Raw genomic sequence first — 11,924 nt, forward strand, 5'->3', positions numbered from 1 at the left:
ACATTTTTCATGTTTTATTTTTGTCATGCTGGGTTCCGTTTCAGGGCGTGCATGTCCTGTGATCATTGGCGGGGTTGATAAACCGCTCTGGCTCAATGGTTGTGGGGGTGATGTGGCGAAGGTGAAGAGGTAAAAACCGGCATCAGGGGATCCCTTGTCCCCTATAGGGAGATCTCCTACAGCAACAACGGAGACGCAGTTTTATTGTTTTATCGGATGCTTGCTAATGGCCATCATTGTGATTAGGATGCGCGCCTTGAAAGAGCGCGAACTCAATTGGATGAGACTCATCGCAGCTCTTTGATACTGTCCCGCGCCATTTCAACTCCAATGGCCGCATGACTGTAATCCTAATTAAAGGTCACGGATGTCCTACTCAAGCAAACTTTCCGCCCATTACCTTGAACTCGCAAAAGCCTCTGTTTCAAAAGAGAATTTCGCGGGCGAGGATGTTCGCTTTTCGAGCGAATATGAGGCGTTGGAAAGCGAGCTGGGTAAAGCCTCGTCCATGCACGAAAGCGGTCAGATCGACTGGCTGAAAATCCGCGAAAACAGTGAAAATCTGCTGCGCACCCAATCCAAGGATTTGCGTGTTGGCGCGTGGCTGACCTGGGCGCTGTACCAGCGTGAATCCTTCCAGGGGCTGCTGGCCGGCCTCGGTTTGTTGCACCACCTTTGTGAAAATCACTGGGCCGAAATCCACCCGAACAAGGCCCGCACTCGCTCCGCTGCCATCAGTTGGCTGGTGCCGCGTCTTGAGCAGGTGCTGAACGAAAACGTCGCGATCAAAGAGCAGCTACCGCTGTTCCGCCGTCTGGTCGAGCATCTGGAAGGTCTCGACGCCGCGTGCACCGAGCACCTGGACGATGACGCGCCGTTGCTGCTGCCGATCTCCCGTCGCTTGAAAAACATGGTCCAGCGCGCCGCCGACAATCAGCCGGAGCCCGGTGTGGTGGGCGCCGCGGTGGCCCAGGTCAAGCAGGCCGCGACCCAGCTGTTCACTCCCGGCGCGCCGATCGATAACGAGAAAGAAGCCCACAAGGCCCTGCGCGCCCAGCAGGAGAACGCCCGTCCGTTGTGTGCCTGGTGGCTCAAACAGAAAGCCACCGACTTGCGCGCCCTGCGCCTCAATCGCACGTTGTTGTGGTTGCCCATCGATGCGGTGCCTGAGCGTAACGCCGAGCAAATCACCGTTCTGCGTGGCGTGCCGGCGGACAAACTCAAGGCCTATCAGGACCGCTACGATCAAGGGAAATACGCAGATCTGCTGGTAGAGCTGGAGGCGAGCCTGGCGAAAGCGCCGTTCTGGTTCGATGGCCAGCGAATGGTCTGGGAATGCCTTCAGGGGCTGAACGCCGAGATGGCGATGCGCGAAGTGGAAATCCACTTCGCGCTTTTGGTTCAGCGCCTGCCCGGCATCATCGAATTGCGTTTCCATGACGGCGCGCCGTTCGCCGATCCGGCCACCCGCGCCTGGATCAGCGCCAACGTCATGCCGCACCTGCAAAGCGCCAGTGCGCCGCGCAAGGTCGAAGTCGCCGATACCCAGCCGGCCTGGGAACTGGCCCTGGAAGAAGTCTTGCCGATTCTGCGCAAGGACGGCCTCAAGGCCGCCGTGCAGATTCTCAAGCAGGGCTTGCAAAGTGCCCACGGCGGGCGGGTCCGATTTTTCTGGCAGTTCGCCCTCGCGCGGCTGTGTTTCATGGCCAAGAAATACGAACTGGCCAAGACCCAACTCGAAACCCTCGACCAAACATTACAGGACTCAGGCCTGCACGCCTGGGAGCCCGATCTTGCGCTGGAAGTGCTGCATTTGCTGCATAGCTGCTGCGAGTTGTTACCGCAGAACCATGCAGTGCGTGAACGCAAGGAAGAGATTTATCGCAGGCTGTGCCACCTCGATCTTGAAGTGGTACTCGAATAGGCCCCCGGGCCACAACCGCAAGGAGAAAAGCCATGGCCAAAGAAGGCTCGGTAGCCCCCAAGGAACGCATCAACGTCACCTTCAAACCCGCCACCGGCGGTGCTCAGGAAGAGATTGAACTGCCGCTGAAACTACTGGCAATCGGTGACTACACCCACCGCAAGGACGAACGCAAAGTCGAAGATCGCAAGCCGATCAGCATCGACAAGATGACCTTCGACGAAGTGCTGGCCAAGCAAGAGCTGAGCCTGACCCTGAGCGTGCCGAACCGTCTGCAGGAAGATGGCGAAGCCGACGAGTTGGCCGTGCAACTGCGCGTCAACTCGATGAAAGACTTCAACCCGGCCTCGCTGGTCGAGCAAGTGCCTGAGCTGAAAAAACTGATGGAACTGCGCGACGCGCTGGTGGCCCTCAAAGGCCCGCTGGGTAACGCGCCTGCGTTCCGCAAAGCCATCGAAGGCGTGCTCGCCGACGACGAATCCCGCGGTCGCGTACTGGGTGAGCTGGGCCTGAACGCCGCCGCCCCGGACGCCTGAGCCCCTATCAGCCAAGGAAGCCAACACAATGAGCACTAGCGCAGCACAGCAAAAGAGCAACGAGAACGGCGAATACAGCATTCTCGACAGCATCATCGCCGAAACCCGCCTGACCCCGGACGACGAAGCCTACGACATCGCCAAACGCGGTGTGTCGGCGTTCATCGAAGAGCTGCTCAAGCCGCAGAACAACGGTGAGCCGGTCAAGAAGGCCATGGTCGACCGCATGATCGCCGAGATCGATGCCAAGCTCAGCCGTCAGATGGACGAAATCCTGCACCACCCGGACTTCCAGTCCCTGGAATCGTCGTGGCGTGGCCTGCAGTTGCTGGTCGACCGCACCAACTTCCGCGAAAACATCAAGATCGAAATCCTCAACGTCTCCAAGGACGACCTGCTGGACGATTTCGAAGATTCGCCAGAAGTGATGCAATCGGGCCTGTACAAGCACATCTACACCGCTGAATACGGTCAGTTCGGTGGTCAGCCTGTAGGCGCAATCATCGCCAACTACTTCATGTCCCCAAGCTCGCCGGACGTGAAACTGATGCAGTACGTGTCCAGCGTTGCCTGCATGTCGCACGCGCCGTTCATCGCGGCTGCCGGCCCGAAATTCTTCGGCCTGGAAAGCTTCACCGGTCTGCCGGACCTGAAAGATCTGAAAGATCACTTCGAAGGCCCGCAATTCGCCAAATGGCAGAGCTTCCGTCAGTCGGAAGACTCCCGTTACGTTGGCCTGACCGTGCCGCGTTTCCTGCTGCGTAACCCGTACGACCCGGAAGAAAACCCGGTCAAATCGTTCGTGTACAAAGAAACCGTCGCCAACAGCCACGAGCACTACCTGTGGGGCAACACCGCCTACGCGTTCGGCACCAAGCTGACCGACAGCTTCGCCAAATTCCGCTGGTGCCCGAACATCATCGGCCCGCAGAGCGGTGGCGCGGTTGAAGACCTGCCGTTGCACCACTTCGAAAGCATGGGCGAAATCGAAACCAAGATTCCTACCGAGGTATTGGTTAGCGACCGTCGTGAATACGAACTGGCCGAGGAAGGTTTCATCTCCCTGACCATGCGTAAAGGCTCCGACAACGCGGCGTTCTTCTCCGCAAGCTCGGTGCAGAAGCCGAAGTTCTTCGGCATCAGCGCTGAAGGCAAGGCAGCGGAGCTGAACTACAAGCTCGGCACCCAACTGCCGTACATGATGATCGTCAACCGCCTGGCTCACTACTTGAAAGTGCTGCAGCGCGAGCAACTCGGTTCGTGGAAAGAACGCACCGACCTCGAGCTGGAACTCAACAAGTGGATCCGCCAGTACGTGGCCGACCAGGAAAACCCGAGCGCCGAAGTTCGTGGCCGTCGTCCGCTGCGCGCTGCCCAAATCATCGTCAGCGATGTTGAAGGCGAGCCGGGCTGGTACCGCGTCAGCCTGAACGTGCGCCCGCACTTCAAGTACATGGGTGCCGATTTCACCCTGTCGCTGGTTGGCAAGCTGGACAAAGAGTAAGCGGAGCGACTCATGACTGGATACGGCAGCCTTTTCGAACGCCTGGGTGGCGACGCGGACAAACGCGTCGGCTGGAGCCGCGAGGTTTCCGCCATGGCGTCGGTGGCTGCCCATCTGGCCAAGATGCTCAGCACCCGTGCGGGCAGCGTGCAAACGCTGTCCGATTACGGGCTACCCGATCTCAATGACATGCGCCTGAGCCTGCACGACTCCCTGAGTCAGGCCCGTCTGGCCATCGAAAATTTCATCGAAGCCTACGAGCCACGCCTGAGCAATGTGCGTGTCATTTCCCTGCCGCGTGACAACGATCAGCTTCGCCTGTCCTTCAGCATTGAAGGCTTGCTGGAAGTTGATGGTTTCAAGCGTCAGGTCAGTTTCGCCGCGCGCCTGGATGGCAGCGGTCAAGTAAAGGTCAATTAAGGAGACTCCGATGTCCGGCAAACCCGCAGCACGCGTATCCGACCCCACCGCTTGCCCGCTCCCCGGCCACGGCACCAACCCGATCGCCGCCGGTTCCGGCGATGTGTTCTTCGACGGCCTCGCGGCCGCCCGCCAAGGCGATGCCTCGGCGTGTGGTGGTGCGATGTCGGGCGGGTTGGCGACGACGGTTTTGATTAACGGAAAACCGGCCGCCACGGTGGATTCCGTCGGGACTCATGGCAACAAGGTTACGGCTGGGTCCGGGACGGTGATTATCGGGAATTCGCATTCGCCGGCGCCGTTTGTGGCGCCGTTGCCTGTGATTATTCCTGGGTTTGATGAGCAGTTTGTCTTGACTGATAAGAGCGGAACTCCTATGGCAAACCGTCGATATCTGTTGATCCGAGAAAATGGCCTACAAGAAGAAGGTGTTACCAGTGATACAGGTCTGACTCATCGAGTGGCGCGGCACAATAGTGCGGAAAAAGTCGATATCTACGTTGCATCAGAGGATTGATGCAATGACGACTGACGTATTGGAAACACCAACAGGCATATTTAAAAAGATTGCCTCGACCAGCAGCACTGCTACTGCGGACAGGGCACCGAAAAATATCGTGGTGGAAGAAGGTCTGACTGTTTATCTCGGCGGCGCTGGCATGACCGGCGGATATATTGATGATCAGGTTAAGTCTCTACGTATGGTCGGTATTAGTGGTGCAGTAGTAGGGCGAAATACTGAAGGCCAATACGTCGATGCGGTCGCTGGGGTCAACAAGCACCGTTATAGGCTTAAGACAATTAATGGTATGTCTGACACCGGGCCATACAGTGTTGAAGCAGACTGGAGTTTGAATGCGCTAGGAGTGAGTCGTTCCGTTTCAGTCGGAGGGCAGTTTAATCTTATTGGTTATTCTTTCGGGTCGCTGGTGGCCGCACAGTCAGCTCTTTACTACGCTGATAAGGGGCAGGCAGTTGATTATTTAGTTTTGATTGGTTCTCCCATTTCTGAAGAAATGTTGAGAGAGGTTAAACAGCAATCGCTTATTAAGCATGTTGTTGTTCTCGATCTGAAGGAGCATGGCGACCCGATCCATGCGGGCATGTCATTATTCGACCTGGCTGAACACGCCCCCTTGCTCGGTTCGCAGATGACAGAGTCCAGTGAGCGTAAGGAAGGTGTGGGGCATTTCTACTACGGTATTGATGGACCATCTGGTGAACAGCGTCGGCTTGACTTGGCCCAATTCCTTTATGCCGAGGGCTTGCGTTGATGAGTAGCGCAAAAAAAGTCAGAGCAATGATCATCATCGCAATTGCTTTGGTCGCACCGTTTGCAATGTTCGAAATTTATGCGGTTGTCCGGTTTGGATTTGCTGAGCCTTATAGCTATTTGCTTTCCGTTCCGTTGGGGATTATCTCGTTCTTGCTGTTGCAGTTCGCTATTGGTTATGGGGTGGTTAAAGGGTGGGTAACCTGCAGAATGCCTGGTAACTACTATTTGATTGTACTTTGGGTCATCAGCTTGTTGGTGCTATTTGTACTTCCAAAGTTTTTTTCGAATGGGCCGATGTCGTGATTAGTTGTGAAGTAAGGCCAGCTCCGAAAATTGTGTTTGGGCTGCTATGTTCGAAAAGTGGGGCGGGTCCGAAAATTTCTAAAATGGTGAGTTGTTTTTATTTTTCTATGTCTGCGTTTTTTCTGCTGATGTCACTCACTGACCCCAAGACTAAATGGTCAGTGAGTGGTATTGATGTTTACAGCAGTTTATTTGTTTTTTGTGCTGCGCTTTATATTCCGATGATGGCATTTGTTTTTTATTATTTTGCAAAGGCAGTGGCAGTTATTTTTAGAGGGCAACGCTTACAAGATGGATTTCATCCCTTGGTCGCCGCCGCTGTAGGTGTTGTTGCTCTTTATAGTTTTAATAAGTGGGTGTTCAGTGAGTTGTTTTAGGCTTGGCTCGAAGCAACCCACTTGGAAAACTGAACGACATGCACGGGATAGGTGAAATGGAAGGCTACTTGGCGGTTGTTGCCGACAGCAATTTGTTTGGCGTTCTGGCATTGCTGTGTCTTGTGCTGATTCTGACCGGGCTTCGTCGTGGATTCCGAGAGTCGCTGCTCCATCGTGCACTGACGTTCGTAGTGTTAATGACCGTCGTCGTGATGGAGCTCACCGGTTCCTACTATGCGAATTTGAGTCCAGCATGAACATCTACGTCCGCTTTGCCATGTGCCTCGCTTTCCACGCTGCTGGATGCGTTGCTTACGCGTTCCTGAACGATGCAGTCGTCGTTGCCTATAAAGCGTTCAACGGCGGGTTCACAACGCGTGGCGTGGGAATCGGCATTGCTCATTACATGTTCATTTATATTTTTTTCGGGGTGAACGCACTGGTCGCAGTTTTCCCGAACCTATGGGCCAAACTCGGTTTGCTCGCGCTGATGGTTGCCTGGATTTTGTTCATGATGGTGCCCGACAACCCGTTGCGTGCGCTCTTCTACACCGTGGCCCAAGGTGGCGTCACGTTGTTGGCGATTCTAGTCACGCAGGTCATTGAGCTGCGTTGGGAAAAACGCGCGCTGATGCGGCAGGCGTTGCCTGCGAGTCCTGCGCAGGAGGTGGTCGCATGACCAGCTCGGGTCGCCTCAAAATGATTTGGCTACAGCGCTTCCTCATGGCGATGGGTGCGCTCGCCTGCGTGGCGCTCGGGGTGATTGTTTGCTACATGGATTTCTCTAAAGCACAGCCTCATGTGCTGAGCGAGTACCCGAATGCGAAGTGGCGCGGTGGTGCCGATGGTGGCCAGTTCGTAGAAATCAGCAAATCAGAACCACCCTATTATTTCGTGGAGATCCGCAATGATGATGGGTCATTGTGGGATCAGGGTTGGCTGAAGTTCGGAGATGAAAATAGCCAGCCGTTGACTGCCGACAGTGTGATGTTCTTCGCCGGCGAAGGAGTTATTTACCTTCAGCAAAGCCAGATTCTGAGCGCTGATAAAGCCATGGCCGGAGTTGTATATGAATAGCCGTCGGGTCATCGGTCTGGCCGTGCATGCGCTGGCCTGCGTGGTTTATATCGTCATGAATGGCTATGCCGTGCCCGCCTACAAACAACTGGTCGGTGGGCTGACCTCGCGCGGTGTCGCCATCGGCATGGCGATGTACCTGATTTTCTACTTTTTCGTTTCCCTGAATTTGATTCTGGTCTTCATCCAGCGCCAGGCCATCCAGTTTGGCCTGGTGATTTTCATGATGCTGGCGATTTTGTTTTACCTGCTGCCGCAGTATCCCATCCGGGGTTTGGCGTACTGCGCACTCACGGGTGGCTTGACGGTTGGCGCCATCCTGCTGAGCAACGCCATCGACAATGCCTACAGCCGCTGGCGCAGGCTTGCGCAAGTGCAGCCGCTGGCGACTCACGACCGCCAGGCAACACCGCGTCTGCTGCAGATCACGGCGCTGATCGGTGTGTGCATATGTACCGTTTTGCTTGGGATGAAGATTTTCGGTGGTGTAACGGCAGAGGCCGTGACTCGACACTCGAACGATTCGGGCAAGTGCTATCTCGTCACATACGCGCCCGGCTATCACAAGCTTGAATTGATCGGACAAGTGTTCGGGTTGTTCAGTAGTGAGTACTTTTTTCGGGTGTACACCACGGAAGGCGCGCTGCTCGAATCGTCCGAATGGAATTTTCGGGTGACTGAAATTTTCGGTGTTCCCCCTGAGTTCAGCGGCTCGACAGTGCTCTATCCCGGCACGCATGGTTATGAATACTGGTGGGTGCCGGAATGCGCCTGATCGCCAGAAGAACTCGCATGCGCAAAACCCGAACATGGTGCGCGCAATGACGCCATGGATTCGCGTATGGAAATGGCTCAATCACCTGCTGAGCCTGATCGGTGCATTGTCCATCATCGTGGTCGCGACGTTCTGGATCGGCTCGAGCCGGGGCAACGCGAAGCCGGTATTGCCCGAGCATCCCGATGCGGTATGGCGCGGCGCGCAGGACGGTGGCTACTTCATCGAGATCAGCCAATCCACGCCGCCGGACTATTTCGTCCAGGTGCGCGCGGAGGGCGGCAGTCTGGTGACAGAAGGCTGGACTCGTTTCAGCATTCCCGACGGCAAGCCGCTCACGATGAATCGTGTAAGCGGGGCCGACAGCGAGTACCTCTTCATCGACTCGTACGTGCCGATCACTGCGAGCAAGGGAGGGCAGAGCCAGTGAAATTTCGCTCTTGCCAGACAACGGTGTTACCGGGTCGCCAAGCTGAGGATAGGGGCTTGCCAATGATCGACGCAGCGGACGAGATGCCCACGCTTAGCCGCGCGCAGCTTGGTTTCTTCATGGCTGCCTTGTGGTGGCCATTGCTGGCGGTGCTGGCGATTTTTTCCTATGGCCTGTGGATTGGCGAGTACTCCACGTTCGATTCATCCGAGACCCATTGGGTGTACCTGTTGTGGTGGGGCATCCCCGGGTTGTTGATGTTTTCGCTGTGGACTTCTCGATCTGCCAAGAGCCGAAACGAGCAACAAGCGTTGCGGATGGTCTGGTTGGCGCCGTTGAAGTTCATTCCGTTCTACGCCGTGCCATGGATGCTTTATGGCTTGTTCAGTCTGGTCGCCGGGCAGCTCAGTGACTCTTACATGGCCTACGGCTGGATCCTGATCGTGCCGTATCTCCTGATCGTCGGTTATTTCTGTGCCGGCGTGACGGTCGTGCTCTACAGGATATTTTTTTGATGAGATCCACTACCAGGAAGGTACCTCGTGTCCTTTAACCACTACTACCAAAGCGAACTCACCGCACTTCGCCAGTTAGGTCGTCGTTTCGCCGAGCGTAGCCCGGCGTTGGCGCCTTTCCTCGGTCAGGCGGGGCGGGATCCGGACGTGGAGCGGTTGCTGGAGGGCTTTGCGTTCCTGACCGGGCGCCTGCGCCAGAAGCTCGACGACGAGTTGCCGGAGCTCAGCCACTCGCTGATGCAGTTGCTGTGGCCGAACTACATGCGGCCGCTGCCGGCGTTCAGCATTTTGCAGTTCGACCCGTTGAAGCGTTCCGGGCCTGCGTTGAGGGTCGAGCGTGATACGCCGGTGGAGAGTGTGCCGGTCGATGATGTGCGCTGCCGTTTCCGCACCTGCTACCCGACCGAGGTGTTGCCGCTGGATCTGGCCGCGCTGACTTATTCGGTGAAGGGCGACGGTTCGCTGTTGAGCCTGCGCCTGGAGATGAGCGCTGATGGCCATCTCGGCGAGCTGGAGTTGAGTCGTTTGCGCCTGCATTTTGCCGGTGAGCGCTACATCAGCCAGATGCTTTACCTGAGTCTGTTGCGCAACCTCGAAGGCATTGAGCTGATCCCGCTGGACGGTGCCGGCAAGGCCATCAACGGTGTAAACGGCCAGCCAATGGCGTTCAGGATGCCCGGCGACCGCGTGCAGCCGGTGGGCTTTGCCGAAGAAGAAGCGTTGATTCCGTATCCGCTGAACACCTTCCGCGGCTATCGCTACCTGCAGGAATATTTCGCCTTCCAGGACAAATTCCTCTTCGTCGACATCAACGGCCTGGACCTACTCAAGGCGTTGCCGGAAGACACCCTCAAGCAGATGCGTGGCCTGGAGTTGCGCTTCGATATTCGCAAGAGCGGCATCATGCGTATGCGTCCGACCCTGGACAACGTGAAGCTCTACTGCACGCCGATCGTCAATCTGTTCGAGCACGATGCGCTGCCGATCCGCCTAGACGGCAAACAGGACGAATACTTGCTGCTACCGGCCGAATACGACCTGGAAAACTGCGGTGTGTTCTCGGTGGAAACCGTCACCGGCTGGAAGCCCGGCGGTCTCGGTTATCAGGCATACGTGCCGTTCGAATCCTTCGAACACGACCCGAGTTTCGACGTGCCCACCAGCCGTCCGCATTACAGCATCCGCCAGCGTTCGTCCTTGCTGCACGACGGCCTCGACACTTATTTGAGCTTCGGCATCCGTCACACCGAAGCCCACGAAACCCTGTCGATCGAGCTGATGTGCACCAACCAGAACCTGCCGCGCAAGCTCAAGCTCGGCGACATCTGCATGGCCTGCGAAGAGACGCCGGAGTTTTTGAGCTTCCGCAACATCACCCCGGCCACGTCGAGTTTCGCGCCGCCGCTGAACCGCGACTTCCTCTGGAAGCTGATCAGCACATGTCGCTCAACTACCTGTCGCTGGCCGACGTCAATGCGTTGAAGGTGATTCTCGAAACCTACGACCTGCCGCGCTACTACGACCAACACGCGGAAAAAGTCAGCAAACGCCTGCTGGGTGGGCTCAAGTCGATCAAGCACCAGCATGTCGACAGATTGCACCGAGGGTTGCCGGTTCGCGGGTTGCGCACCGAGCTGACCATCGACCCGGAAGGGTATATCGGCGAGGGCGACCTGTTCGTGTTCGCTTCGGTTCTTAACGAGTTTTTCGCGCTTTACGCCAGTCTCAATTCGTTCCACGAGCTGCGGGTAAAAAGCACACAGGGAGAGGTGTACCAATGGACACCACGTATGGGCCTGCAGCCCCTGCTTTAAGCGGGCTGACCCGGGTAATACGCGAGTACTCGCTGTTTCAGGCTGTGCTGCTGGTGATCGACCGGCTGCGCGATGCACACCCGCACCTGAGCGAAGACGACCTCTACGACCAGCTGGAATTCCAGGCCAACCCGAGCCTGGGTTTCCCTGGCAGCGACGTCGATCGCGTGGAGTTTTTCAAAGAGCACGGGCAGATGCGTGCGCGCCTGCGTTTCAACCTGATCGGCCTGGTCGGTTCCGGTTCGCCGCTGCCGGCGTTCTATGGCGAACAGGCATTGGGCGACAGCGAGGACGGCAACCCGACCCGCAACTTCCTCGACCTGTTCCACCATCGCTTGCAACGGCTGATGCTGCCGATCTGGCGCAAGTACCGCTACCGCGCCAGCTTTCAGAGCGGTGCCCTCGATCCGTTTTCCTCGCAGTTGTTTGCGTTGATCGGCCTGGGTGGCGAAGAGATCCGCAAGGCTCAGGAACTGAACTGGAAACGCCTGCTGCCGTACCTCGGCCTGCTCAGCTTGCGGGCGCACTCGGCGGCATTGATCGAAGCGGTGTTGCGTTACTACTTCAAGCACGCCGAGCTGACCATCGAGCAATGTATCGAGCGCCGTGTCGAGATCCTCGACGAGCAGCGCAATCGCCTGGGTCGCGCCAACAGCATGCTCGGCGAAGACCTGGTGCTGGGCGAACACGTGCGCGACCGCAGCGGCAAATTCCGCATTCACATCCGCGAGCTCGACTGGCAACGCTTCCACGAATTCCTGCCGATCGGTTTCGGCTACCAGCCGCTGTGCGCGCTGGTGCGGTTCACCCTGCGTGACCCGCTCGATTACGACATTCGCCTGGTGCTGCGCCAGGAAGAAATCCGCGAACTTCGCATCGGTGAGCAGAACGCCTGTCGCCTGGGGTGGACCAGTTGGCTCGGCCGCGAAAAAGCGGACGGCGTGGTGACCCTGGGCAGCAAAATTCATTAAGG

15 protein-coding genes and 1 pseudogene are annotated in these 11,924 nt (G+C 57.0%); all 16 read left to right on the forward strand.

Going from position 1 to position 11,924, the window contains the following annotated elements:
• The first annotated feature begins 367 nt into the window (after window positions 1–367).
• Complete coding sequence (tssA, locus tag PSH65_RS00635) at window positions 368–1,924, forward strand: type VI secretion system protein TssA (protein ID WP_305424485.1); 1,557 nt, start codon at window positions 368–370, stop codon at window positions 1,922–1,924.
• A 32-nt stretch (window positions 1,925–1,956) separates the two neighbouring features.
• The gene (gene tssB / locus PSH65_RS00640) at window positions 1,957–2,460 is read left to right on the forward strand and encodes a type VI secretion system contractile sheath small subunit (RefSeq protein ID WP_019580435.1); all 504 of its coding nucleotides are present in this window, start codon (window positions 1,957–1,959) and stop codon (window positions 2,458–2,460) included.
• Window positions 2,461–2,488: 28 nt separating this feature from the next.
• Window positions 2,489–3,964: a type VI secretion system contractile sheath large subunit gene (gene tssC, locus PSH65_RS00645; RefSeq protein WP_008007668.1), complete on the forward strand. Its 1,476-nt coding sequence runs from the start codon at window positions 2,489–2,491 to the stop codon at window positions 3,962–3,964.
• Between the two features lie 12 nt (window positions 3,965–3,976).
• Window positions 3,977–4,384: a type VI secretion system baseplate subunit TssE gene (gene tssE, locus PSH65_RS00650; RefSeq protein WP_007894554.1), complete on the forward strand. Its 408-nt coding sequence runs from the start codon at window positions 3,977–3,979 to the stop codon at window positions 4,382–4,384.
• A 10-nt stretch (window positions 4,385–4,394) separates the two neighbouring features.
• Window positions 4,395–4,901, forward strand: coding sequence for a PAAR domain-containing protein (locus PSH65_RS00655; RefSeq protein WP_305424486.1), 507 nt, complete (start codon window positions 4,395–4,397; stop codon window positions 4,899–4,901).
• A gap of 4 nt (window positions 4,902–4,905) precedes the next feature.
• Complete coding sequence (locus PSH65_RS00660) at window positions 4,906–5,658, forward strand: hypothetical protein (RefSeq protein WP_305424487.1); 753 nt, start codon at window positions 4,906–4,908, stop codon at window positions 5,656–5,658.
• Window positions 5,658–5,963, forward strand: a complete 306-nt coding sequence (locus tag PSH65_RS00665) for a hypothetical protein (RefSeq protein WP_305424488.1) — start codon at window positions 5,658–5,660, stop codon at window positions 5,961–5,963. Before PSH65_RS00660 ends, PSH65_RS00665 begins: the two co-directional genes overlap by 1 nt.
• A 161-nt stretch (window positions 5,964–6,124) precedes the next feature.
• A complete protein-coding gene (locus tag PSH65_RS00670) occupies window positions 6,125–6,340 on the forward strand; it encodes a hypothetical protein (protein ID WP_305424489.1) in 216 nt (71 codons plus the stop codon).
• A 56-nt stretch (window positions 6,341–6,396) separates the two neighbouring features.
• Window positions 6,397–6,597, forward strand: coding sequence for a hypothetical protein (locus PSH65_RS00675; protein WP_305424490.1), 201 nt, complete (start codon window positions 6,397–6,399; stop codon window positions 6,595–6,597).
• The gene (locus PSH65_RS00680; RefSeq protein ID WP_305424491.1) at window positions 6,594–7,019 is read left to right on the forward strand and encodes a hypothetical protein; all 426 of its coding nucleotides are present in this window, start codon (window positions 6,594–6,596) and stop codon (window positions 7,017–7,019) included. Before PSH65_RS00675 ends, PSH65_RS00680 begins: the two co-directional genes overlap by 4 nt.
• Window positions 7,016–7,417, forward strand: coding sequence for a hypothetical protein (locus tag PSH65_RS00685; protein WP_305424492.1), 402 nt, complete (start codon window positions 7,016–7,018; stop codon window positions 7,415–7,417). Before PSH65_RS00680 ends, PSH65_RS00685 begins: the two co-directional genes overlap by 4 nt.
• A 22-nt stretch (window positions 7,418–7,439) precedes the next feature.
• The gene (locus PSH65_RS00690) at window positions 7,440–8,192 is read left to right on the forward strand and encodes a hypothetical protein (protein WP_305424493.1); all 753 of its coding nucleotides are present in this window, start codon (window positions 7,440–7,442) and stop codon (window positions 8,190–8,192) included.
• A gap of 46 nt (window positions 8,193–8,238) precedes the next feature.
• Complete coding sequence (locus PSH65_RS00695) at window positions 8,239–8,622, forward strand: hypothetical protein (RefSeq protein ID WP_305424495.1); 384 nt, start codon at window positions 8,239–8,241, stop codon at window positions 8,620–8,622.
• 62 nt (window positions 8,623–8,684) lie between these two features.
• A complete protein-coding gene (locus PSH65_RS00700; RefSeq protein ID WP_305424496.1) occupies window positions 8,685–9,137 on the forward strand; it encodes a hypothetical protein in 453 nt (150 codons plus the stop codon).
• Between the two features lie 27 nt (window positions 9,138–9,164).
• Window positions 9,165–10,951: pseudogene (tssF, locus tag PSH65_RS00705) on the forward strand (type VI secretion system baseplate subunit TssF).
• The gene (gene tssG / locus PSH65_RS00710; protein ID WP_007894581.1) at window positions 10,915–11,922 is read left to right on the forward strand and encodes a type VI secretion system baseplate subunit TssG; all 1,008 of its coding nucleotides are present in this window, start codon (window positions 10,915–10,917) and stop codon (window positions 11,920–11,922) included. Before tssF ends, tssG begins: the two are co-directional and overlap by 37 nt.
• Window positions 11,923–11,924 lie beyond the last annotated feature (2 nt).

The organism is Pseudomonas sp. FP603 (assembly GCF_030687415.1).
GTDB classification, from domain to species: domain Bacteria; phylum Pseudomonadota; class Gammaproteobacteria; order Pseudomonadales; family Pseudomonadaceae; genus Aquipseudomonas; species Aquipseudomonas wuhanensis.